Source organism: Gemmatimonadota bacterium (genome assembly GCA_026706845.1).
Classification (GTDB): Bacteria; Latescibacterota; UBA2968; order UBA2968; family UBA2968; genus VXRD01.
The window spans coordinates 1-25679 of record JAPOXY010000109.1 but is presented as its reverse complement, the minus strand read 5'-3'; the positions used below and the strand labels follow the sequence as shown (position 1 = coordinate 25679).

20 protein-coding genes, 1 tRNA gene and 1 pseudogene are annotated in these 25679 nt (G+C 51.0%); 3 read left to right on the top strand and 19 right to left on the bottom strand.

The features are described from left to right. The 6 genes from OXG87_11010 to OXG87_10985 all read right to left on the bottom strand — a co-directional run bounded on the left by OXG87_11010 (position 1) and on the right by OXG87_10985 (position 5255). Positions 1-759 (bottom strand): phytanoyl-CoA dioxygenase family protein, encoded by a 759-nt coding sequence (locus OXG87_11010; GenBank protein ID MCY3870078.1) that lies wholly within the window; start codon positions 757-759, stop codon positions 1-3. Between the two features lie 165 nt (positions 760-924). After that, the gene (dapF, locus tag OXG87_11005; protein ID MCY3870077.1) at positions 925-1797 is read right to left on the bottom strand and encodes a diaminopimelate epimerase; all 873 of its coding nucleotides are present in this window, start codon (positions 1795-1797) and stop codon (positions 925-927) included. A 34-nt stretch (positions 1798-1831) separates the two neighbouring features. Then, positions 1832-3127, bottom strand: a complete 1296-nt coding sequence (locus tag OXG87_11000; protein MCY3870076.1) for a sulfite oxidase — start codon at positions 3125-3127, stop codon at positions 1832-1834. A gap of 71 nt (positions 3128-3198) precedes the next feature. Next, the gene (locus tag OXG87_10995) at positions 3199-3879 is read right to left on the bottom strand and encodes a hypothetical protein (GenBank protein MCY3870075.1); all 681 of its coding nucleotides are present in this window, start codon (positions 3877-3879) and stop codon (positions 3199-3201) included. A 111-nt stretch (positions 3880-3990) separates the two neighbouring features. Continuing rightward, a complete protein-coding gene (locus tag OXG87_10990; protein ID MCY3870074.1) occupies positions 3991-4203 on the bottom strand; it encodes a type II toxin-antitoxin system HicB family antitoxin in 213 nt (70 codons plus the stop codon). Positions 4204-4280: 77 nt separating this feature from the next. Further along, positions 4281-5255 carry a hypothetical protein gene (locus tag OXG87_10985; GenBank protein MCY3870073.1) on the bottom strand — a complete coding sequence of 325 codons (975 nt, stop codon included), beginning with the start codon at positions 5253-5255 and terminating at the stop codon, positions 4281-4283. A gap of 178 nt (positions 5256-5433) precedes the next feature. Here OXG87_10985 and OXG87_10980 point away from each other — a divergent pair, with 178 nt between their 5' ends. Further along, positions 5434-6564 (top strand): ImmA/IrrE family metallo-endopeptidase, encoded by a 1131-nt coding sequence (locus tag OXG87_10980; protein MCY3870072.1) that lies wholly within the window; start codon positions 5434-5436, stop codon positions 6562-6564. Further along, positions 6565-6741, top strand: a complete 177-nt coding sequence (locus tag OXG87_10975) for a hypothetical protein (GenBank protein ID MCY3870071.1) — start codon at positions 6565-6567, stop codon at positions 6739-6741. It begins immediately after the preceding gene. Here OXG87_10975 and OXG87_10970 read toward each other — a convergent pair. From OXG87_10970 to OXG87_10925, 10 genes and pseudogenes are all read right to left on the bottom strand, one after another. Further along, positions 6711-6869: pseudogene (locus OXG87_10970) on the bottom strand (HigA family addiction module antitoxin). The gene OXG87_10975 and the pseudogene OXG87_10970 overlap by 31 nt on opposite strands. 132 nt (positions 6870-7001) lie before the next feature. Then, on the bottom strand, positions 7002-7901 hold the full coding sequence (locus tag OXG87_10965; GenBank protein ID MCY3870070.1) for a class I SAM-dependent methyltransferase: 900 nt from the start codon (positions 7899-7901) through the stop codon (positions 7002-7004). Between the two features lies 1 nt (position 7902). After that, positions 7903-8874: a zinc-binding dehydrogenase gene (locus OXG87_10960; GenBank protein ID MCY3870069.1), complete on the bottom strand. Its 972-nt coding sequence runs from the start codon at positions 8872-8874 to the stop codon at positions 7903-7905. A gap of 37 nt (positions 8875-8911) precedes the next feature. Continuing rightward, complete coding sequence (locus tag OXG87_10955; GenBank protein MCY3870068.1) at positions 8912-10831, bottom strand: alpha/beta hydrolase domain-containing protein; 1920 nt, start codon at positions 10829-10831, stop codon at positions 8912-8914. Between the two features lie 46 nt (positions 10832-10877). Beyond that, the gene (locus OXG87_10950) at positions 10878-11813 is read right to left on the bottom strand and encodes a CehA/McbA family metallohydrolase (protein ID MCY3870067.1); all 936 of its coding nucleotides are present in this window, start codon (positions 11811-11813) and stop codon (positions 10878-10880) included. 24 nt (positions 11814-11837) lie between these two features. After that, complete coding sequence (locus tag OXG87_10945) at positions 11838-12971, bottom strand: amidohydrolase/deacetylase family metallohydrolase (protein ID MCY3870066.1); 1134 nt, start codon at positions 12969-12971, stop codon at positions 11838-11840. Between the two features lie 8 nt (positions 12972-12979). After that, the gene (locus OXG87_10940; GenBank protein MCY3870065.1) at positions 12980-13978 is read right to left on the bottom strand and encodes an SDR family oxidoreductase; all 999 of its coding nucleotides are present in this window, start codon (positions 13976-13978) and stop codon (positions 12980-12982) included. 74 nt (positions 13979-14052) lie between these two features. Further along, positions 14053-16497 (bottom strand): hypothetical protein, encoded by a 2445-nt coding sequence (locus OXG87_10935; GenBank protein MCY3870064.1) that lies wholly within the window; start codon positions 16495-16497, stop codon positions 14053-14055. A 14-nt stretch (positions 16498-16511) separates the two neighbouring features. Beyond that, positions 16512-21035 (bottom strand): hypothetical protein, encoded by a 4524-nt coding sequence (locus OXG87_10930; protein ID MCY3870063.1) that lies wholly within the window; start codon positions 21033-21035, stop codon positions 16512-16514. Further along, a complete protein-coding gene (locus tag OXG87_10925) occupies positions 21028-23019 on the bottom strand; it encodes a hypothetical protein (GenBank protein ID MCY3870062.1) in 1992 nt (663 codons plus the stop codon). The genes OXG87_10930 and OXG87_10925 overlap by 8 nt, the downstream gene beginning before the upstream one ends. 214 nt (positions 23020-23233) lie before the next feature. Between OXG87_10925 and OXG87_10920 the strand changes: the two genes are divergently transcribed. Then, positions 23234-23309, top strand: a tRNA-Phe gene (locus OXG87_10920). Between the two features lie 118 nt (positions 23310-23427). On the opposite strand, the gene OXG87_10915 is transcribed toward OXG87_10920, so the two are convergent. From OXG87_10915 to OXG87_10905, 3 genes are all read right to left on the bottom strand, one after another. Then, positions 23428-24219 carry a formylglycine-generating enzyme family protein gene (locus tag OXG87_10915; GenBank protein MCY3870061.1) on the bottom strand — a complete coding sequence of 264 codons (792 nt, stop codon included), beginning with the start codon at positions 24217-24219 and terminating at the stop codon, positions 23428-23430. Between the two features lie 88 nt (positions 24220-24307). Further along, a complete protein-coding gene (locus OXG87_10910) occupies positions 24308-25036 on the bottom strand; it encodes an efflux RND transporter periplasmic adaptor subunit (protein ID MCY3870060.1) in 729 nt (242 codons plus the stop codon). After that, complete coding sequence (locus OXG87_10905) at positions 25033-25644, bottom strand: hypothetical protein (protein ID MCY3870059.1); 612 nt, start codon at positions 25642-25644, stop codon at positions 25033-25035. The genes OXG87_10910 and OXG87_10905 overlap by 4 nt, the downstream gene beginning before the upstream one ends. Positions 25645-25679 lie beyond the last annotated feature (35 nt).

Genomic DNA, 25679 nt, shown 5'->3' with positions numbered 1-25679 from the left:
TCACGACAATGGAAATGGCATCCCAACCTTTGCGAAATGTCCAAATTGATCTTCGCCGCGCAATACAATGGGCTGCCAAGCCTGCTTGTGTGAATTGAGCGTGGTCTGTTTGACATGCGGGGGAATAAATCGCACGGTCAACCCGCATCGCCGTCGGTTTGACCGATTGGGATTGCTCGCGTGAAATAATTGTCCGTCGTGAACCGACATCTGCCCGGCCCTCAACACAATATCGACCGCCGCGCTGTCATCCACATATTCATCTGGAATCTCCTGATTGATACTCAGCAAATTGCCTTCGCGCACCGATTTGCCGTGTGCTGCAATCCCATCTTTGTGCGATCCCGGAATAAAACGCATACACCCATTCTCCACATCCGCATCGTCAATGGCGATCCATGCCGTATGTGCAATGGGTGGTTTAAGCCCCCAGTACGTAATATCCTGATGCCACGCCACAAATATCTTTGCCTCTGGATCGGGATATTTGCAAAAAAAGTGGGTGGATAACAACATCACATTGTCGCCCATCACGGCCTGCATCACGTCCAAGACCCGCTTATCCGTTGCCAGTTGCCAGATAAATGCCTCGTCAAAATGCCGCCCCTGCAAACCGATCTGGCACTTCTCCTTGCCTTCTCGCGCTTCCAAATCGTCAAATAACGCGCGAAAATGCCCGATCTCGTTTTCTGAAAACACATCAACTTCTGTCAAAAATCCCTGCGTCTCATAAGTTTCGACCATAGAATCTACAGGCATGGTGCATTCCTTTCGTGAGCAATGGTGAACTGTATATAAACTATATCGGCTGTCTTTTTTGCGCAACTCGTTTTCCAAATTGCTAAAAAAAGAACCGGTTCAAAAGCGATACCCCGCGCAGCGTTCGCATATCAAACCGGCTTTTAACCGTTTATATCACCTATATCAGACGCCAATCTCGCGCAAAAAAGACGGACTCAGCGTACCGCGCGCCACCTCTGCCACAGGTCCCGCCATTGTCAGGTTAAACGCTTCATCCACATCGATCATCAACGTGCCTCCCGGCGCTTCTACCGTCACAGGTGACGCCACCAATCCCAAACGCACCGCAGCACTTGCCGCAGCACATGACGAAGACCCCGACGCCTGCGTTTCGCCTGCACCGCGTTCCCAGATCAAAATGAAAATCTTTTGGTCACCCGTGGGCACGACCAACTGTACATTGGTTCGCCTCGGAAAAATTTCGTGGTTCTCCAATTCAGGTCCCAGGCGCAACAAATCATCGCGCGACCACACCTCGCCCCTCGGCTTAAACACCACACAATGGGGATTGCCCACACTCACACCCGTAAACACCATATCCTCGCCAGCAGCAGTAATCGGCTGTTCGATCAGTTCTTCCACCCCGAGCGAACAGGGCAATGCCTCTGGTTCAAACGTCGCCTCCCCCATCTCTACTGTCGCAGCACTCGCATCGCCCCATTCGTCGATATGCAAATCAATATGCACCAATCCCCCCGGCGTATCGACGGAGAATGACGTCTTGTCCAACTTACCAGTGGCATGCAAATACCGCGCAAAAATCCTCAGCCCATTGCCCGATTTCTCCGCTTCACTGCCATCCGGATTCCATATCCGCAACCCAAAATCCGCGCGGTCAGACGCTTCCAATGTCAAAATGCCATCGCTCCCCACCCCCCAATTGCGATCACAGATTTTCTCAATACGCTCGGGCGTCAATTCAAACGTCAACTCCTTTGGATCTATCACCAGATAATCATTGCCCAATCCATGACCCTTAAAAAATCCATTCTCCATAATTGCTCCTGTTTTTTCGTAATAATCTAAAACCCTAACTAACGACCACCGCAACCCGATGCATCGAATTATTGAGATACCCCTTCGGATTCCAGGCAATCGCGTGCGGTTGGCTTATGCCTTCCGAATCGGTCGCCCTTGCCCAGATCTCGTAATATCCCGCTTTGGGAAACGCGATCTGTGCCCGCCAGTTCTGCCATGCATACGCATTCACTGGCTCGTCGATTCTTGCATCAATCCATGTTGCGCCAAAATCGATTGACAGACGGACAGCATCAACCATCCGGTCTCCCGCCCAGGCGTGTCCGCGCACTTCCAGAGTCCGTTCGCTCATTTTGTGACCGGTAGCTGGATTTGTAATTAGCGACTTAACCTTCATAGCGTGGATAATCTCGAAGTTCTTCTCATCTACCTTCTCCCCAGGCGCTATCATCCTATTGGGCACCCGATAATCGGTTCCCGTCATTTTGGGACCATCGTGGACCTGATCGCGCAACCAGATGCGGGTCAGCCATTTCTGCGAACATGACCCCGACCAACCGGGAATGATCAGGCGCAACGGCGCACCGTTCATAGGATGGATCGGTCTGCCATTCTGAGCAAAAGCGATGAGATTGTGCTCATCCATCGCCTTCTCAATCGGCACCCCGCGCGAAAGGGGAAGCCGCCCTTCCTCACCAGAAACGTGGGTATCGGCGCCCACATGCGCGGTATAAACCACATTGTCTTTCACCCCAGCAGCCTTGAGAACATCTGATAGACGGACCCCGGTCCACTCCGAGCACGCCACAGCGCCATAGGTCCATTGACTGCCGTCCGCAGAAGGCTCAAAAAAGGCGCGTCCATTGCCACCACACTCCAGTGTCAGTGCCCGGGTAACGACTTCAAATCGCTGTTTGAGATCATCAATGCTGAGTGTCATGGAATTATCCACCAGACCATCAATCGTCAGTTCCCAGCCCACTGCGTCCGTATTCTCCGGCGGAATGCCATTGTTGCGAATAAAATGCCTCTTTGTCGGAGTAATAGCGTCATCAAGCAAATGCGGAGGCGTTTCGGCATTCAATGGATGGTCATTGAGCACGGTCAAGCCATCCTTGCCCTGAATCATATCCTCCGCAGCGAGCGCGACAGGAATAAAATGAGCCGGAATATTGCGATGAAAAGGAATCGCTGCCCCGACCATTGCCCCCATCACCGCCAGCCCGGCCTTCTTCAAGAATCCTCGCCTGTCGGGATATGTCTCACGGCCAAACAATAAGTAATCAGCCTCATCGGGATTGTTCTGATAGAGATCGAACAGACATTTTTTTGGGGTTTTCTTGTTCATTGTCGATACCTCTTCATCCGGCGTTGGTAGCCAAAGTTAGATTCAAAGAGGAATTTCATAGTATTTGCCTATTAAGCAGGATAATCGGTAATGAATCTTTTAACGAAGGTATGAGCGTCTTGGACATCTTCAAATTTAATAGTTGAACCTTTGCCGTGGGCGGCATCATTGCGAAGATCTCCAATGGATTGGATACGTCGCCACATGGGTTGATTATAGACATTATCATTGCGAAGCAGGTCATTATATTTTGAAATGCTTCCTTGTTTGGGCAATGTAAGCCCCTGTATCTGCACTAGTTTTTGGAGATGGTCTTCAATGACCCCACCTATGAGCACCATAGCAGCAACATGATAATCCGCATTGAGAAGGTCCAATGATTGTGCAAGAAAATCCTCGTGGATATTGGCACGCAATTTGGATTCAAGTGATGCCAATAACCCATGGTCAACTGCATAGCGAAGAGCTATAAGTACGCCAGTTATAGTAGAAAAGAGTAACCTCTCATCGCTAATCGCAAGTTGCAATGGCACACTATCGTGAGGAGTATTTTTATAGTATAGGCTGTCCTTGTCAGCGATTTGTTCTATAGTGGTAAATGCTGAAATCACAAATGCTCTAAGTTCTGCTTCCGATGCGTTAGACTTGTATGGGGATGCGGCAAAGGCATCATCACACTCTTGAAAAGACTCAGTCAATAGTTGGCCTGTTTCAATAAGTTCGTCGATCTGTGACAATACTTCCGTCTTCATAGGCTATTGTTCCTTACGATAAGATAGGTGGATTGCAAACTCCGCATGCTCCAATCCCGTACTGTTCCAGAATAGCCACGAGGTTGGTCTTCGCAATATCAAAGATCACGGTCACGCTAACATCAGCCGCTCGCCCTTGGGTTCCGGTATTGGATCGCCGAACTCCTTCGCGGTATCAATCCAGAGAGCTATCGCTTGATTGACATTCTTGAGAGCGGATTCTTGCGTATTACCATGAGCCATGCATCCGGGAAGCTCGGGTACTTCACCCACAAAAGCATCATCCGCATTGCTCCAACAGAGAATGATTTCGTACTTATACATCATAAGTTCCTTCTAACTGACCACGTCTAAAATAGTTAGATATAGAAAGCCCTATTTTCCCCACTAAGGCATTAGCATTAAGAGGGGTCCTCCTTCATCCAAAAAGGTATTCGCATTAAGGCAGAAGGATTATCGTACTTTAATTGTCTCTCCATAGATGCAGTGCATGCTGAGACAATATCGAGCATTGATTCGTATGCCGTCATTGCTTCACTTAGATTCTTTTGCCCTGTCCCGTACCTCAGATTAATAACCTCTTCATGGCTCGGTAGTAATTTTAGTGTGTCTTGATCGAGTATCGTGCCTTGCGAGGCCAATAGATCTCTTAAATCACATAGATCGTGAGTCCTTGGGGCGTCAAGACCCTGCTGCATCAAAGCCAATTTCATCGCCTTTTCCGTTGCAAGATGAATCTCCCAGAATGCTAACTGTAGCTCAGCATAATCCCGCGAAGCTATCTTACTTGCTCCCTCATAGATATGAGGCTCTATCGTTTCTGCAAGATCGCGAGCCTTATCATCTTTGAACTCGACAGATATCAGATCCATGTGGATAGATCTGATTCTTTGCCCCACAGAGGTAATCTGATCATCGATCTCGCTTAACTCTTCGGCGGAAAGAGATGACCAATTAGGTGGAGTAGTCACCCAATCCCGTACATTTTCTTCTGGAAGCACCCCATTCGGCAGCGTCACCCAAACTGATTCGCCCGGTTTTTCGGTTTTTAACAATTTCAAAGGAACTCGAATCTCGAAGGGTGTACCGTGTGCTGTGAAGACACCTATGCCCACAGGTTTAGAGTCAGATGCAAGAGCTTCCCCATAGCGATCCTTGTACCAATCGAAAGTAGTTCGATAGATTGGTTCGAACCATGTCTTCATAAAAAAATCATCCTTCGAGTCACCCTCTATTTTGATGATATCCTCAACCATTATGGAAGCGGCCATAAATGGACGCCATGAAAGGATTAAACCCTCTCCAGCAAGCATGTCATCTATGTACGGCAGCCATACATTCATTTGTTCTCGCAGTTCTTTGGAACCTTCATTCATAGCAAACCTCGAATCTATAGTAAACTTGGTGGAAATACACTCTCGTTTAACAAATCGGCAATAAGCGACGTTGAACACCGCTATCGAGAGTACTATTCGCGCCTAAATAACACCAAGAAAGTATCATCTTGACAAAAATATAATAAATGACTACTTTGTCAAGTACAAAGGGGAAACAATGGCTGATAAAAATTACATTGCCGCGAATATCGCCCGGCTGCGGCTGGATCGACAGTTGACCCAGGAGGAACTCGCCCGAAAAGCTGGTCTCTCGCGGATGGCACTCGGAAATATCGAGCGAGGTACTGTCGTCCCGCGTGCTCGTACTCTCACCGCTCTTGGAAAAGCACTACAGGTTCCGCTCCGAGATCTCGTGACGCCTGTACGGCCTCTCGAGACCGTGAGATTCCGATCTCAGGCACGGGTTCATGCTCGGGCACAGATCCTGGCCGAAGTCGCAAAATGGCTCGATGCCTACACTCAGATCGAATATGACCTCAACGCGTCGTGCCCCTTCCGATTTAAAACTGTTTCTCAACCGGGGAATCCGGTAAAAACCGCACAGGCAGCACGCGAAGCCATTGGATTCGGCCCAAGAGAGCCGGTGCGCGACATCTGTGGACTACTTGAGGAAAATGGTGTAAAAATCTTCCTCCTCAACAAGAAGAGTGACTCTTTCTTTGGTCTAAGCGTCGGCGTGAGGGATGGCGGTCCCGCCGTAGTGGTCAATACCTGGGATCGCATCTCGGTAGAGCGCTGGATATTCACTGCAGTACACGAACTTGGCCATTTATTGCTCCACCCAGCCCAATACCAGCGCGACGCCACCGAACTCCCTGTGCAGGCAGAGCGCGAGGCCGACGCCTTTGCGAGTCATTTTCTAATGCCAGAAACAGGTTTCGCACCGGAGTGGGATGAAACCCGTGGACACCCACTCCTCGTTCGCGTCCTCAAGGTCAAGCGCATCTTTCGAGTGAGTTACAAAACTGTGCTCTATCGACTGGTCGAATCGGGCCGTGAAACCTCTGATATTTGGCGTACATTCCAGCGCCAGCATCGCCACTATTTCGGCAAGACCCTGCGAAAAACCGATGAGCCTATGGCACTCGATAAGAGCGAATTTGCCTGGAACTGGAGCCGATCTGGTGAGCCAGAGGGCCTCTCTCGGCACGACTTTGTCGAGGATCGCCTCTTGCGACTCGTGCGACAGGCACTCGAGCAAGAGCGTATTTCACTCGGGCGTGCCGCCGAGATTCTGGGGCTAAGCCGTGAGGAAATGAGAAAGTATGTGCGTGAGTGGGTGGGGTAAATGGCAATGGGTCAGACCGTGCTTCTTGCGGATGCAGATGTGCTTATAGACTACCGCGAGTCAGAATTGGATATTCTTAAACTCGTGGTGCAACACATAGGGAGAGTAGTTGTTTTAGCACCTGTACTCGATGAGGTACAAGGCGTAATAGCCATCTCCGGTGAAATAGCCGCGTGACCATTCAGTACACATGAAAGCGTGTGACGGGTTACGCCCAACACCCTCGCGGCTTCGGTAACATTTAGACCCAGGGGTTCCAGACAGTTCTCTTTGATGCTAAGGCCGGGATGTGGTGGATTCTTCATAATTCTCAATGAATTCCAATTCACGCACTAACTCCAAAGGAAGTCTGGTGCTTATCATACATTCCTTCTTCATGATCAATCTCCAACTCAAACCGTACCCAATTTGATATTCGGCCTCACCTCACCATCTTGCTACTGCACACCGAACAGCGCGAAGGAAAAATTTGGTGCGGGATCGACAAGGTCACTTCTGTCCTTCAGGTAAAGGCGTTTTTGCTCCTCGGGCGGAATGGTCTCTATCTCCACAAAACCAATACGCGACATCTCGTCATTCAATTCCTCGGGTGTAAACACAGACAACATCGGTTCTCCTCGGCGAGCCACGAATCGGTCCAACCTGTCGGCAAAAGGCAAGCTCTCTTCGGGGATAAGATGCCTGGCGAGCTTATAATCGAAAACAATGCAACTGCCCGGCGCAGCAACATCTGCAACGCGACCAAAAGTCTCCCTTATCGCATCCTTTGTGAGATAATAAGTCGTTCCCAACCATGAAAAAAAGGCGGGCTTCTCTGGATCAAATCCCGCTCGTATAAGTGACGCGTTCAGCTTATCGGTCTCAAAATCAATGGGAACAAATACCAGATTGGACGGAACATCGCCGTTGACCGCGCGCACCTGTTTCTCTTTCGTCGCCTGGGTCGCGGGATGATCCAACTCGAATATCCGCACGCCATCTGCGAGTTCCTTGTGGCGCATGGAAAACGTATCGAGACCTGCACCGAGGATCACATACTGTCCAACGCCCTCCGATATCGCCTCCATGAGACGGTCTTCGGCATATCTGGCTCGCAGGATAACCTCGGTATGTACGGGACGGAACGATTGGAACACTATGTGAACAACGAACCGGCCAAGCAATCTGTTCTTAGCGATCACACGCCAGAAAAGCGGCACCATGTCAACCGCATAATCATCGGCAAAAACCGGGGATTTACTCTGCTGTTGATGATACGCACGTACACTTGCTGCGAGTGCCGCCGTCTTGCTCGTCCTGTGCTTGTGAGCGGATATGCCAGATGGAGGTGAAGACATGCTAATCCTTCCAAACCATCACCACGGCCATTGTCTCATCAAGCCGCGTGTACAACAAATCAAATGCTTCAGCAGCATCCTCAAAATCAAAACGGTGGGTCACCATTGTCCGCGTCTGGATCTTATCTTCTATCAACAACTGGATCGCCATATCCGACCCCTGTGGCCGGTACGCGCTATTCAGATAACCTCCAATCAGGCGTTTGCCCTGAATTTTTGACGAATCCAGAGGCAGTGGCTCGCCCTCATACAATCCCACAACCTGCAACAACCCACCTCCCCGCACCATATCTTGCGCCTGTGCAAATGCCTGCGCGCCCGCGCGTCCCCCCACAGCTTCAACCACAACATCTGCACCCCGACCATCAGTAAGCTCTTTCACCGCTGCAATCGGATCGGTCTCGCCCGCATTCACCACAGCACTCGCACCCAACTGTTCCGCCAAATCACAACGCAGGGACAAGGCATCGACCGCGATCACACGGCAATCGTGCAGATGCCGCGCAACCTGCATACAGCAACTCCCTACCAGACCTTGTCCCAAAATCACCATGGTATCGTCTGGACCAGCTCCAGTGTCCCGCATCCACAGCACCGAACTCGTAGCCAGAGGCCAAAAAGTTGCCGCCTCGGATGTAACCGCATCGGGCAGTGATACCACTGCTGGTTTATGGCGCGAATTGACAACCTCAACAGCCACGTACTCGGCATGCGGTGCCAGAGCCGCCACCCGTTCCCCCATCGAAAAATCATCGACCTGCGCCCCCACCTGCACAATCGTTCCAGCGAGCGAATATCCCATCATCTGGTGATCAATCGCCTCTTCTCGCACATACCGCCGCCAGATCTCAGATCCCCTGCTAATCAGCGTGCGTTCCGTTCTGATAAGCACCTCTGTCTGCCGAATCTCTGGCAAAGGCACCTCTTCGATCTCGACATGGTACGCGCCTTCGGGTTTAATCACGCGCTTCATGGAACACCTCCCGATGGTAGTGGTTTGTAGCAATCCCTCAGTCTCCAGCCCCCATCATCACCCAATCGTACATCTCCCCAGCCTGTTCGACAGCGCGATCTACATCTTCGCGCAACATCAACTGCTCCTCCACCAATTTCCGAGCGGCTTGCGCCACGCAGTCCAAATACGCTTCGCGGCTGCCATAGCGTTGAGCAATCGATAATCGCGAATCACCCTCGCGCTCATCCTCATCGCGCGCAAATGGCACCCACATCCCATCAAGGCCAACAAGCGCATCGGTCGCGCCGCGTTGTCGATACCGCCATCCCGTAAACGTACCCAGAGGCGCGACCACCTCTGGCATGCGAATACCCGCGACCTCATTGCCATCTCGATCGACTTGAGGCACGCGCACCCCAAAAGGACGCCCTTTTTCGGGCGGCTCGATATCGATAATACCCGCATCCCATCTGCTCCCCCAGTTCAATCGCAGGGGCCGCCGCATGCGTCTGGGACTTCGCAAGTCGGGAATAGTGGGAAATTTCAAATCGTCAGCATCCACCAGAGAACCATCCGCAATGCGGCCATACCTGCTCTCAGGAGGATCAACGCCCTCGCGCACCCAGCGGTCTAACGCAACGAGAAGCGCGCGCTCTGCATAGCGAAAATTCACGGGATTTGGGGGCACTGTTAGACGCGGCTTTTTGGGCACATCGCCCGGACCGTGTTTTGTACTTGCAAAGTGATAAACGCGAACCGAAGGATGAATCTCGACATCCTCTTGTCCGTTCACATCTGTGTGAATCAAAGACGCACTGCGGTTCCAGTATTCGGTTGAAGTATTGGTATAAAAAATGCGCGGTGTCACCCCCGCGGCGTCACAGCGATCCAACAAGCCACCCCTCTCCAGGGTTTCGGGATCTGTTTGCGGTAAATCTGTAAACGGAAACCACTCCGTGGGATACAACGCATCAAAATGCGCGCTGGCATGCCGCGAAGGCTGTGCAAACCGATGATTAAACGATCCCCGCGCGCCGCCTGCAACATTGGCAAACACCCCATCGAAAACCTTTCGTCCAGCCTCATCCCCATTAAAACCCTCATACAACATGTGCCGCAAAAAACGCCCACTTTGCGACGACCCGAAAGCATAAGCCCGCTCAATCGCATTGCCCAGCGGATTGCCATCCGTCCCGTACTTCAAAAACGACACAAAATCCCGGGTCGCGGCAAAACCCGTGCCCATCACAGCAGGATTTTTGCCCGTATAAACCAGATTGTAAATGCGCCCCGGTTCAAATCCCTGTGGAAATCGGATCGCGGCGCGCCCGTCTTCCAACCGATCAAACATCCATTGATCGCGCCCAATTTCCTCGGCTTCATCATACGGATACGCCCGAACAGTGAGCACCGCATCGCCATCTTCCGCAGGTTCATAGGGATCGTGATAGCGACTTCCCAGAGAATGCAAATCCGTCTCTGCATCAACGACAATCTCACACGACACAGGACCCGTAACATCGACCACTGGCGCGTCCAATGTCATCAAATTGGCAGCGCCCTCTGCCTCAGACGGCACATCGGCCTGCCAACCACACGCGGCAACCGTATAACCCTGCCGCATCAGAAATCCATCGCCAAAATGTGCGGCAGACTCTGGCATATTCGATCCCGTTGACAGATTAAACATCGGCAAAATATTTTTGCGCCCCCGATTGTCCACATTGTAAAACACAGTACGGTTGCCCCGAGCGACATCAACCGGCTTGAGCAAATGCACATCAGCCCGAAAAATCACCCGTCCGTTCTCGTCAACAGGCGCGAGATTTAAATCGACAATCGCCCCGTTTTGTTTGTGATTGGGATCAAGCGCGAACCGCGCACTGCCACACAGCGCTTCATAAGCACCCACAGCACCGTATAACTTACCATCAAGCACTGTTTCCCGAGAAGTAATTTCCAATTGCGTGAGCATTAACCCGCTCCAATTCTCATATCAGTTCCAATAAATTCCACTACCCCTAAAACGCGGTGAGATCAAAGGGATTGGACCACGCCTTGTCGCCATTTGGCGCAATAATCTCAAAACGCACGTGTTTTGAGTCGGGCCGCAGCTTGAAAGTGGCGGTCTCAAACAGCTTACCGCCCTCATAGTATTCGGTCCCCCTCGAATCTAATACCGCGGCAATGCGCTGTGCAGGTGAACATTTTACCGTGACTTCAACCGTGCGCCCTTCCCCACTATGCAACTGAATATCAAAAATTTGTGGACCCGTTGACGCATAGCCCGCGCCAGATTCCAGAGCTTCAACAATAGCTTCGGGTGACCGTTCCTTCACCCGCACCATAGTCCAGCCCTGATACGTATCGCGCTCTTCTGAATCAGCCGCGTGGGAATCGTCATTGCCCAGTGCCGGGAGCAATTGTCCAGACAAATCCATCCAATCGTCCCAATGCACAGAAGACTCACCCCGCCCGGCGCACCGACATGTCGTATTAAAAACTTCTATACCCGCCAAACCCGTCAGCGGCATTGTATCGCGCAAAATATTGATCCCGCTCCAGTGCGGATGTGCGAGCCAGATCGAGCCACCCTGTTTTTTTACTTCATCAATCACATGTTGCGGGGGCATAGCCCGCGCATCCATATCCTCTGAAATATTGAGTGCTACAAAGTGGTGGCGGTCCCCGCCAAAGGGATTATCGGGATGCAATTCAGCACCCTGAATAAGCGTAAAGTTTTCAGGACAGGTCAGTGTCTCGACAAATGTGATATCGTTGTGATCGGATACACACAAATAATCGTAGCCCTGATTGACATACCCATCCACGCGTTCTTGCGGCGAGACCCGTCCATCCGAATTTGTCGAATGGCTGTGCAAATTCCCCTTCAGCCACATATAACCATCGCCATCAGATAAAACAAACGGATTGACCAACCCATTTTCTACGGACATAACAAACTCCTTTGAATTAATTTCTCACCTCTGCCACCAGACCTTCCCCCCTCGAACAGACGCGCGACAAACCAATCGCTGCTCGCCCATCAACACCTGCTGCATTGCATCGGTCAACTCAAATTTCCCCTTTTCCAATTCAAATACAGCGACATCGCCCGCAGCACCAACCCCCAGATGTCCGAGATCATTCTCTCGATCAATCACCTGTGCTGGTTCAATGGATGAGCGTTGAATCACTTCCTCGAGCGACATGCCCAAATTCAAAAACTTGGACATCGTTGTCGGCAAGTCGTAAACAGGACCATCGATATTGTACGAATGGATATCGCTGCTGATGGTATCGGGCGGGAAACCATCTTCCATAGCCGCGCGTCCCACGTCGTAACTAAAACTGCCCAACCCGTGACCAATGTCAAAAATTACCCCGCGATCGCGTGCATCCCAGGCCTCAGAAATCACCTTTCCCCGGTTGTCGATAATCGACGCGGGTTGCGTACCGTGAAAACAATGGGTCACAATATCGCCCGGGCGCAGAGGCTGAATTAAATCGCGCAAAAGCACATCGGCATTGCTGATATGAACCATCAGGGGCTTTTCGCACCGATTGGCGGCCTCCAGGGCAATTTGCAACAAATCGCGCACATCAGCATCGCCGCCCACGCCTTTGTACAAACGCACCTTAACGCCCAGTGCTGTTTTCGGGTGATTCAAAACCGTCTGCGCGCACTCGCTGGCCGATACATAGCCTTCATACACCATCTCGCCGCGTCGCCAGGGCAACCCGACACCCGACAGATTGACATAGGCCAAAATGCGCGTTGAAGAAGGCTCCATCACATAGCGCTCCAATCCGCGATAATTGATCCATCCCGCCGTTCCCGTATCAACGCTCGTTGTCACGCCTGTGCGCGGACACAGTTCATCGGCCTCTATGCCAAAACTCGACACATCTTTGTACACATGGGTATGCAAATCGATCAGCCCCGGCGTCACGAGACATCCGCTTGCATCAATCACTGAATCGGCCTCACCCAAATCGCGCCCAATAGCTGCTACCACGCCATCCTTCAACGCCACATCCAATGTACCTCGCACGCCATTAGCCGGGTCTATCACTGTACCACTTGTTATCAACACATCGTATTGATCAGCCATATCTGTCCTCATGATCGCTCTGCAATATAAGTTTCCGCATCAATTTTTCCCGCGGCAAGCAAATCGCGGAACAGCGCCACAGTTTCAGCCACGCCTTCTGTCAGCGGCTTGTGCGCCACTGTGCCAATCGCAGCTTCTAATCCACTCCCATCGACTTCCTGAGGAAACGGCAACTGGATATCTTCAAACGTGACCTTATCCGCTGCCTCGGGTGCTGCCCGATCAATCGCATCCTTCACATCCTGCATATCGGGTGCAAAACCACCCAAATTAAACGCTCCTGCACCTGCATAATCGGCCCGTGCAGCCTGAATAAACGCGCGCGCTGTATCATCGGCATACTGAAAAACCGTGCGTCCACCATAAGAAATGTGATAGGGCAAATTGGCCGCTGCCGCCAGCATTGCTGTCGTGGGCGTAGAAGTAATTCCCTGATCGCGCCCCACCCCATAGACCACATAGGGCCGAAAACCGATAGAAGACACACCTTCATCCAGCCAATACACATGCGCGGTACCCTCATTCGCCTGCTTGTACACACCGTAATGCGTATGGGGCATCAACGTGGAATCATCTCGCATCACAGCACCCGGTTCGTAATCTTCGGGCGCACCAAAAACAGCGACAGAACTCGCATAGACCACTTTGTCAATGCGCTCCTGTCGGCGTTTCACAGCTTCAAAAACATTTGCAGTACCCACCACATTGACGCGCGCGCCGAGCGGTGGGTCAGCCTTGCAAAACGGTACTTGAAGCCCTGCCAGATGAATGACATGCGTAATCTCATTATCGTCCAACGCCCGTTCAAAAGCAGACAAATCCGCAATATCGCCAGCCACAAACACAACCTGCGCCAATTCGTCATCCGACAGCAACAATTGCAAACGCAGAGGCTCTGTCGCCAGATCGAATATCGTGACTGGCACCCCTTCGCGCACCAGATTGTACACAGTCCACGCGCCAATACACCCCAATGCACCCGTAACTAAAAAACGCTCGTCAGCCATAATTCCCTCTAAAAAAATCCGTTGGCATACACAATCACCAACGGATTTTCGTTATGAAAATAAACCCTCTGCGATTAGAACAACAAGACCGATACCGACTTCTGGATCATGGCAATGGACACCGATGCCATTCCCACAAGTGCCATGCCCACGGAAAAGCCCACCGCCAGGACTGTCGCATAAAGACGCCATTGTTTCTTGCCAAAACGCTTCCAGAAATAGTAGCGCGCAATCAACGCACCGATGATCTGCGTAATCATAAAATGCGGAATATTGGTCAAACTTTGCACATAGCCAAAGATGAGCAAAATGGGCAATCCAAATATGGACAAAATAACAAAGAACACAAGTCCAACGGCAAATCCTGTACCAATAACCCAGGGTTTTAGAGCCTCGAACAAAATGGGCTGATCATCTGACGACTGCAAAAATGCTCCGTCAAAAGAAGGCACCTGATCGATCTCGTATTGATAGAACAATTCTCGGTCCTGGGGATCCATCGCCCGGGAAATGATCATTTCTGGATTTGGCGTATTCAGGTGCGCGCCATTATTCGCACTGCGTATTTCCGGAGCAGAAGGCAACCCCTGAGCCAGAGCATCGGAAATATCGGGGGGCGCGCGACTCAGTGTTGCGGGCGAATATGGCGGGGATTGTGTATCATCAAAATTGGTGTAAAAATAAGCTGTGCTCGACCACGGCCCATACCTGCGCTCGTCATCGGGTACACTATCCGGATCATCGGGTGTTGCCCGCACCCGCCAGTACCACCACGCATTATTCGACAAATTGGCCGGCGTCCACGTTACAGTGCCCTCCTGGGAATAGTCAACTTCCCCACGCATGGTACTGGTAATCCACACACACCGCTGAAGGGCGCGCAACGGCCAGAACAATTGCACGTAAGGATACGAATCGGACGGAATTGGCGCGAGTTTCCAGATATAGGACCAGTACATAAAACTGGTCAGAAAAACCAGCGGCACCATAAAAACTTCTGCCCTCAGGATACTCCTGAAGTTGGTACCCGTCAGCTCAATCTCCCGAAAACGCTGCGCCGCCGCGCCATAGTTATCCAGGCCAAAATCCACAAACCAGATATGAATGCCTCTAAATCCACTCAGAAAAATAGTCGCTTCTTTTATATAGGGAATATTCACATTTTGCCCCACCATACCATCTAAGCGAGCGTTCACAAATGAAATGAGTGGCGTGTACACAAATGCAAAAATAAAGAAAAATATTAACAAGGTGGTGGTTACCAACTGCGGGAATAAAATTTTTGATAGCACAATCGTGTACAAACTCGCTATACAAAACAAGACGATGCAAATCCACATCCTGAAATCACCCCGTCCGGGCGGCGTTTCCCAGGATCCCTTCTCGGTCTTTTCAATCCGCGCGGTTCGCACGCCGCGCCACACCTGATAAAACCCAATGACGGCAATGGCAAATGTAATGCCAATACCAAAACTCATCCAGAAATCAATACCCGTCACAAAATGCGTCTGGATCGTGTCCATCCCCATAAACCAGTGGGGCATCAATCCATAAGAGTGTAAAAGGGGACTTGCAATTGTATGGATGACCACCCCAATAAAGGACCCTATTACCGCCCAGAAGGGCGCGAGAAAACCAATAAAAATGGGTTGAAGATGCAGGGTAAAGCCCAGTGGGGTTGCAGGTAAAAAATATCCCGTATATTGCGTGAAATCGACAAATGGAATCGGGATGAGTTGCACGGGCTGTTCCATAAACGCGCCCGTAATCGCCGGTACAGCCACATAAACCATCCCCCACACCACACCGATCACAGCACCGATGGAAAACATGCGCCAGCGCCACGTAATATCTCCACTGCTTTCTTCTGCCAATGCCATGGCTCCATGCGCATTGATAGGTGCAAATGGAAATGGCAGATTCTCGTAATCGGACGTAATGCGGAACAACACATAGCTGGCGGTAAACCAGGCAATGCGCCCCATAATCGTGCCCAGCACCAGAAATGCAATGGGCCAAAACCAATCGGCGTGTAAAAACGTGCGTTCAATCAGCGCCTCGGAATTTGCCGGAGGTGCCCACCACCACAGTTCACTCAATGACTTTTGTATGCCAAATTGCACGGCTGCGGGCGACTGCACAAAATACTGATGCCACAACAGACCTTCAAACGCATTGGACTCCCGATTGACCAGCGAACTCGTCACATAATACAACAGATAGACTTCTTGCCGCTTGAGTATGGTAAACGAGCGTTTCGCCAGTTCGATGAACAAAATAATCGTGACCCATTGCGCCGCTGCGCCAATTGAGCCACCGATCATCAGATCCAGATAAATATTGCCGGGCACCATCACAATCGACACAAATAACGCACCCACAATGGTTTTGCTATTGAACCCATTGACAAATTCGTCTGGCTCATCAAGCAGATCCCGATACTCTTCAATCTCCTCAAATTGCGTATTTTTCCTTGGTTCTTTGTCTTTGTTGCGTCTTAAAAGATTGCCTAAAGCCATAGATTTTCCCGTGACTATGCGTTGACCGCTGCTGTGGAGTCAGAGAGCAATTCCCGCCCTTTTTCCGTGTATTTGGCGCGATTGCCTGGATCAACCGTTCGCCAGATCAAAAATTGTTTGCGAAGCGCGTTCATAAAGCCCTGATTGACCCTCCGCCACGATGCCGCATCACCCGAAAGCCGATCTATTGTCAGCGTCATCGCAAAAATATTGTGCTCACCCATGGGCACGGCTTCAAAATGCACCTGTTGACTTACACCCAAATCATAAGGTGCCAACCATATTGTCGTATCAATCGTATATCCCGCGCCGGTTGCTGCTTCAACCGAACCAAAACGCGCGCCATCTGTATAAAACGCGCCCATGGACTCACCCACGTGCGACTCGAAATAATCGACCAGAAATACCGACAAACCAAATACGTCTTTGCCACCCACGGTAAATGGAAACTCAAAATGCCAGTGATCGCCTTCCGGATCGGGCAACTTCCAGCGGCGCGTCACATCGGGCACGGCCATAAGTGACGCCTGACGCGCGGGATAGAGCGACGAAATCAAAACCACCACGATCACCAGCACCGAAGAAATCACCGTTGACAATGCCGAATAATTCACATTAAGCCCTTGCAACCACTCCTGCCACAACAAAATTTTAATCACGCCTTGACCGAGCAAATACCCCGATACAGTCCCCAACACGGCATAAACACAGGCCTCGGCAATAAACAAAAAGGCGATGTGTACAGGTGCCAATCCCACAGAAGAATAAATGCTAATCTCGCGGAAACGCTCGTAAACCGATCCCATCATCGTATTCAGCACAATTAACGCAGCCACCAGAATGGGGACAAACAAATTGGCCAGGCCGGGCAATGGTCCCCACCCCATCGAACTGTAAATTGACACCTGGATTTTGCCATCTGCCATTGGAATGCCCGCAAACACCACCACCGACAACCGCGACACATATTCTTTGACCTGTGCTTCGACATCTATGCCTTCGTGCAAACGAATCGCCACAGATTGCAGCGGACTGCCCACTTCCCGCAATATATTATAGGGAATAATGGCAATATCATCGGGGTCAATGTGCTCGAATGGCATGTTCTCGAGTTGGGGCTGTTCCAGACCCTGTTTTTCGCGCGTCTCCTGTTGGGTCAGCCGGGAGACGATCTCATCATCCGTCAGCTTAAAATCCGCCGGACTCAAAATTTCGCCGTCCAGGTCCGGATGATTGCGCATTTTTTCCGCGTCGATCAATCCCACGACGTTCAGCTGTTTGCCAAATAAGCGCACGCTTTTTTTGCCAACGTCTTCGGGACCTACATTGAGCAACTCGGCCATCTTGCCGGGCAAAATACACGCGAGTTCCCCCTCTTCAAACCACCGCCCGTGGCTCAACAAAGTATCGATTCTCGTGACCGCGGGTTCATTGACCGCCAGTCCCAATATCCCCAACACTTTGGTTGATTTTTCCGGCGTTTCAATCGGTGTCTTTTTCAAGTCTCGCGTCACATACCAGCTGCGCGGCGCAATCTCACCCTGATCAAAAAAATTGACGCGGGCATAATCATAAGCCGTATCCTCCAGCGGTCCCCAGAACTGACTGCGGATCAACAACCCCGGATACTTACCTTCAGTATCCAGCAAAATTTGATAAAAATCGAGCGTTGTCTTGATCGACGTAAAGGACAGCACCGTAAATGTCAACAAGACCAGCGTGGCAAACGTCAGGCCGGTGCGCATCTTGCGCTTTTTCATATTCGCAATACCCAACTGAAATGCCGCCACCGAGGCACTTATCCGCCCCACATCCGTATCGTGCAACAACACCTCTTCTGTACGCAGTTGCCGAATATTGTCGTGAAACCGTCCCGACACAATGGCAATCACAAAAATCGCCAGTGCCAAAATCACAAAAGCCAGCAAAATCACAAACGGATTGGAGAGATCAAAAGCGGGATGCACCTGCGAAAGTACGATCCAGATCACCACAAAAGCCGCACCAAAGCCACCGATTTGCAGGCGAATATCGGAAAAAGTAAAAATCAACCGCTCGACAAAAAACGCACACGGAATGACCAGTATCATAAAGAAAATCACGCCGCGGATCACATCGTTTTGCGTTGCTTTTACGTCTGGATAGGCGCGCGATTCAAGGCCCATGCCCGCGCGCGTGTGTTTGACAAACAAATCCCATTTCTTGTCTTGCATCGACTCTTCAGCCAGATCCAGATGCTTTTTAGCCTGCTCGTGCAAATTGGTCATCCGCTGGTTTTCAATCGAATACCGCGCCAATTCGCGTATTCGCGCCTCATTCAGCGTCCACATATCTTTTGCGGCCTGGAATGAAGAGTGAATAAACGACCCGTGTTGCAAAGTCTGAAACCCATCGCCGCGCGCGACTTCCACGCTTTCCGCACTTTTTGAGTTCAGCAACATATAGCGCACGCCTATATCCAGTGACCTGCCCCCCAACCGCATCACAATTTTGACCCGTTCGCCCGGCGTTGTAAAAATGGTTCCCACCGGTTCTTCTGGACCAAAGCCAATGGCATAGCCGTATTCTTGCGGCGCAGTATTGCCGGGACCGAGCACGCTGATGCTCGACAATTTGGATAAATAACGGGGATCGACTGTATCGTAAAAATCCGTTGCAATACACGGGAACAAGATCCGCGTGCGCTTGGATATCCACCAGTCCATATTAAATTCGCCCCGGTATATGCGCGCCTGACGACCGTGATTGGGCGCGTACGTAATTTCGCCGCTTTCCGGATCCATATAAAAAGCCTTCACATCCACGCGGCGTTCGGCAATGCCCGGCATGTAAAATTCGCCATTTTCGTCGGCAATATCGTAGTAGATGCGGCGCACACCTTTGATCGATTTGTCAACGCCCATTCGCAGCGAAGCTACAGCACCGGGACGGGGGCGATCAGGGATAATGCTCCGTCGGGGAAATGTGCGCACAAAACCCTGCAACCCTCGCATGCGATCATCGGGGTCCAGCTTGTAATCGGGCAAAAAATCCTCGGAATTTAATCCGAGATCGAGCACACCGGCAAGCAGGCGTATCTGCCCGGTGAGATTTTTGAAATTCACCTGTTCGGGTATATCCAGTGGCGTATCTACTCTGAAACGCGCATCGTTGACCGTAATGAGCGACAGTGCAGGCGTGCCCGCTTCCAAAACGACCTCGCCATCTGTTTTCAGGATTTTGCCAGGGATATACATATCCCAGCTCATGCCGCCTTTTGGATTGATCCCATCGATGAGGGCATCGGCGGGATCCAGGTCAAATCGCTCGGCTATCGCCTCTGAATAATGTATAAATGACTTGCCAAATGGCGTAAAGAAACGCTTGTAATAATAATTGCGCGTGCTGTTCCAAACCCCAATTTCATCTGTCTGGCTCGTCAAATCCAGAGAAATTAACAGCGGCAACTCGAGAGGTTCGGTCATCAACGCGGCAAAATGCTTTTCTTTGCGCGAATGCCTGCTCAAAAAATCACAAATGCCCCTGAAGCCGAGGTGATGCGCGGAAGAAGCGAGAAACAAAAGCGTGTGTTTGGGCGGGTACTTGCTGAAATATTCGACCAACTTCATCATGCCCACAATCCCACACGCCATCTCTGCGCCCGGCGCGCGTGCGGGCACCACAGACATCGCATCGTAATACGTATTGATCACCACAATTTTTTCGCTCAATACGGGATCGGTTCCGCGAATCCAACCCAAAATATTCCGCGTCTCTTTCTTTTCCCAATCCATTCGCGCCTTCAATGCAACATTGACCTTATCCTTTTGCGCGAGCAATGCCTTGAGCTTTTCGCCACTCTTCTTATCGATCCAAAAACGCTCTACACTATTGGGCACCTGCAAAAATTTGGTCTCTGCCTGCGCGGTAAACGTGGAATCGGGTTCAACAAATATTATCTGCTGCGCACCGAGCATGGCAGCATTGAGCCAGTTGTTCCACGAATTAAATTCCATCAACACCACCGCACCCTCTACATTGCGCCCATTAAATTCCGATACATCGCCCGTGCCACCCCACAAGAGATGCCCCCGCACACCACCTGTGGGCAAAGTGGTCGTCTTGACCAGATTGGGCCACAAACCGTGAATGGTAAAAACCTCACCGGTATCTTCTACCGTCAGGGTTCCACCATAGTCTATGGGCACGGCCACGTCATACGTCTCGGCTTCCACATCTTCCATACCAAAACGCCGAAACTCAGAAATGATAAAATCCGCGGTTTTTTCATGGCCTTCATACCCCACCACGCGCGATTCGTGTTGCGTGAACTGGTCCATCAACGTGCGAATCCCATCTTCTCGCACAGCATCTAAAACCCGTGTGCCTACTTCTTCTGCACGCGGAACGGGCACGGGAGGAACTGCGCTGGGCATTTCCAATCCCAACAAAGCAGCTATATGGGGATTTACGCGATAGGGACCGGCAATCAGGAGCGCGGTGATAAAAATCCCCAAACCAATGAGGCTCAATGCGATGAGCTTGTAATATTTATCCATAGCGATGTACCCAATGTCCGCGTTCTGGGAACCAGATGATGTCAATACCTACTGACAAAGTCACACCGAGAATATATCCGACGAGCAAACCGATGAATAGGGGTCTGGATTTGCGATAAACCGTCGGCCCCCCCACTTTTATGATGACAAACTTAATCAACCACGCCAGAAAAGTTGTAAAACTGGTGCGTCGAACCAGATAAGAACCCGAAATCGCCAGCCCCACGGGATGCAGCGGCCACCACGCAAAGCGATAGCGCATATAGATCAACCCGGCCATCAGCAGACCGCCAATGCCAAAAAATACCGCTTGTTCGGGATGTTCTTCGTAAAACGGTGGCTCGTCGGGTTTTTTAATTACATTAACTGTACCCTGGAAATGGCGTTCGGCTGCCCGCGTAATCTCCCAACTGTTGAAATTATAAGCCCCTTGATCGTAACCCAACCACACGGTGAACAGCATATTGAACAGCAAGCTGACCATAAACACCAGCCCAATAGCACCCATCAGTAGCCGCCGCTGATTGCCGGGAACGCCCTCGGAGACGCGCCCTGCATGGGCCAGCGCGGGCAAAAACAACCCCTTGAAATGCCCGGTAATCAAACCCGAATAGCGGTAAGCAACATGGGTGGCAAGCGGGATATTGCGCCGTCCAAAAAACGGTGCAACCATACTCCAGGCACCTATGGGTGTATTGGTAAATGGCATGCCAGTATCGGCGAGGATCTTCGCCATACCCGTATAGACAAAAATCACGGCGAGAAGGAGTAAAAATCCTTGCAGCGGATCGAAATTCATCTGAGTCAGCCAGACAAACAGATATACCAGGCTGCATAGCAGGCCGATACAAGCGGCGCGATAAGACATCAATTCATCGGAGTCATCCACCGTGGGATCTCTTCCAAGTGCCTTCATCAACACATCTCGCAAATGTCTTCTCGCAACCCAGAACGTCGAACACACAAAAACAATAAATGCCCCTGCAATCTGCCAGTAATACACCCCCGTGCGATAATACGGGGTGATGGCTCTATAGCCCCACTTATTGAGCTGACCGCCCTCAAAGATAAACAACAAATCAAAAAACCAGATTGAAAACAGAACATCCAGGCTGGCAAAATAAGAAAAAAGTATGGTAAAAATGCCAAAATATCCCCTGATAGGCGGCCATTGCCAATCAATCCAGTACCACCGCGATCGATAAATGGGAAAACGCGGAAAGCCCGGCACAAAGTAATTGATACAATTCCAGGCCAGCACGCCAAAAGCAATGGCAAATCCGATCCAGAACAAGCGATTGCGCGTAAACTCGGGCAACCAACCCTCGCCATCGCCCGGTTTAGAAACTATATCGATCAAAGGCGCCATCGCGGGGAAAACCAGGCGTTCGTTTTGCACCCACTGTTTTCTCAAAATAGTGGCGACACAGGCCAGCATCAAAAAAGCCGCCGCCACAACCGTCGTCCACCAGAACAAGGGCAATACCCAAACATCCCAGGGGATAGCAGCACCGCTCGGCAAGCCTTCGTAAAACCACGCAACGGCATTGCCCTCGGGACTCGGCAACAGCCAGTTGGGCAAAAGCGGATGCAAATGCTCGGCCCACTGATTTTCTTCCGTAGCAAAATAATAAGGCGCCGTGATATAGCCGATCAAATATCCCGTCAGGCCAAAACACGGCAGCGCTGCGCCCACGAGGCCCATCGCCAGAATCGCATGCCATTCGCCTGGTGAGAGCGCCCAGCCGGTCATTTTGGCAACAATGGCGAGTCCGATCATCAGGATCATCAACACGATCAGCATGGCCATTGGGATATGGCTATACGTCATCAGCGGAGCGTGTAAGATGTAGCGCACACAAATAGCCAGCAGATCGAGGGCGACGACCAGAAATAGCCCCAATCCCACAGCGCGCAATGTTACCGCGGGTTGTGAACTCGCATCGTCTGCTTCCGTCTGTATATTTTGCGTATCAAGAGCCATTGGCGCGATTTTTGTGATACAAGGTAAAATCTCTTAGAAAATGTGCGGGAATAATTAACCCCCGCCCCTTGCATTTGTCAAATGGTTTATCTGTTTATAATTGTAAACCTGCATATAGCGCAACATCGCTTCTGTTTGCGAAAAAACGTACGCAAGAACCTTGACACCAATCAGCCGTTTTGTTAAATTTTCCAATCTTATCGGGAAAGATGATGGCTCCCTAGCTCAGTTGGTAGAGCAGAGGACTGAAAATCCTTGTGTCGGTGGTTCGATTCCGCCGGGAGCCACCATTTTTTTCATTTGACCCTACACAGACGTATATTTCCCAATATATGTTCCAAATAAAAAAAGGGTGTGAACACTGAAAATTCACACCCCTTTTTGTTTTTTGAAGAAAAAACAAAAGCTCTACAAACTCTGGGCAACCCGAAACCCCACATAAAGGCTCCCGGCAAAGGTACTGTGTCGGTCGCGAGTAGCCGAGCGAAGGAAATATCCTTCCAGGTACCATGCGCCGCCGCGCACCACGCGCGCAGTGCGATCGCCGACCTCCCACGCAGACCCGTCATTGGGTGCCCCTACATATCTATTATTATACCAATCCTGAGTCCATTCCCACACATTGCCGTGCATGTCGTGAAGGCCCCAGGCATTGGCCTCAAACGATCCCACAGGTGCTGACATCTCATTATCCCATTGACTACCGCACCCATTGCAATTGGCGCGGTTGTGACCAAGATTATGCCCCCAGCTATACCTCGTCACTGTTCCCGCGCGCGCCGCATACTCCCACTCTGCCTCGCTCGGCAAACGATAGTTCTTTCCCGTCTGTTCCGATAACCACGCTGTGTACGCTATCGCATCATCCCATGTAATATTGATCACGGGACGCCGTCCTCGACCAAAACCCCTGTCATCTGCTCGCTCGCGCCCCGTCGCATCTGTGAAGAGATCGTATTCCTCAAATGTCACCTCGTACTTCGACAGCGCAAACGATTTAACCGTCACCTCATGCACCGGCCTCTCGGCATTGGTGCAACTTCTCCCCGACACGCACCCCATCTTAAAACGCCCCGCGGGAATCACCACCATCTCCGGCGGCTTAAAAGAAGCCCCTTCCTCCTGTGAAACACGAGCAGATGCAACCGTGAAAAATCCCAACAAAAATAGAACGGAAAAGCTACTGATGATTCCCCGCATGATATCTCTCCTGTCATTATCTTAAATGCGCATCACAATGAAGCATATAAAAAATAAAACAACTTTTTACGGATGAGAAACATATTTTTCACCTTCCGATGGTCACATTGACCAGGGCACCGGGGCGGACGTACTTTCCCGCATTCAGAAAAAGACCTGTTACTTTGCATGTCCCATTTTCCAGATCAATAACAGGACTGATCCCGACAACGCGCCCAGGTAACGAGCGCTTTCCGCCAGCGGTCGGCACGGCAGACAGCGGCATATTCATTCGGACCGCGTTCAGCATGTCCTCGGGCACAAGCAGATGCACCTGGAGATCCTCGGGGTCGATGACCCGCGCGACCGCGGTGTAAGCAAATATCCAGTCGCCCGGCTTTACATTGACCTCGACCACCATCCCGTCCTGGGGTGCGATGATTGCGGTTCTGTCCAGTTCCATACGCGCGGCGACCCAGTTATAGTGTGCGACCTCGGCATCAAAGCGGACATTTTCGAGTTGCTGGTCACTAATCAGCTTCTTATCGTACAACATTTCCAATCGCGCTTGCAGGTTCTGCGACTTCTTCAGTGCAATTCGAGCCGCGGTTTCTTTTACACGCAAATCTCGGCGGGTTAGTACCATGAGGGTATCTCCCTTGACCACCCGGTCTCCCACCTCAAAGTTGACCTGCTGCATTCGCGCGTTCATCCCAGAATAGACCGTCGCCGATCGCGCAGGTACTAATGGTGCCCTCAACATCAGTTCATGTGCATTGACCCTTGCGGCAACGAGCATGAAGAACAGACCGCACAGAAACATCGCGTTGTATATCATAGTTGATCTCCTATCAGACGAATACGTAATGTGCCACTGAATCGCACGTTTTTGCGTTTCAGGGCCTCGATCTCTTTCTGCTTTTCCGCCAGTTCTTTCTTTACTTGCCTCCGTTTCAGGTAATGCACGGGCGGATAAGCCATTTTTAAGTCCTCCAGTTTTTCAAAAATCTCTTGCTTCTGCCTTAACAAATCTTTTACGCGCTCAGTGAGACCTCTAAAAACGGGCCGAAACCGCGAAATCTCCTTTTTTTGGGCAAATTTGAATTCAATCTCCCGGGTAGTGAAACTGACAGTGCCGCCCAGACGTTCTTCCTCCCCAACTTCAAAAGAAGCATCTGCCTCGATCAGTCCAGCCACAAAACTGTTTTCCGGGATCTGCTCTATGAGTTCCCGGTAGGTCTCGCCTTTCAACCGGATCGCCTGTATTCTCACGGGGCGATCCGTCTCCTCCACGCGCACCTTATCCGGCAAAATGTCACCGTGTTCTCCGCAAGTCAGAACCCGCCCATTGAAAAAGATCCAGAACCACGCGGGTCTGGCATCGAGGATCAGGGCTTTTCCACTCACCTTCTCCCGCGTGTGTCGCCACTGTCCTTCAAAATTCAAGTAGGTTTCTGTATTGGCTCGCCGTTACGTTGAGT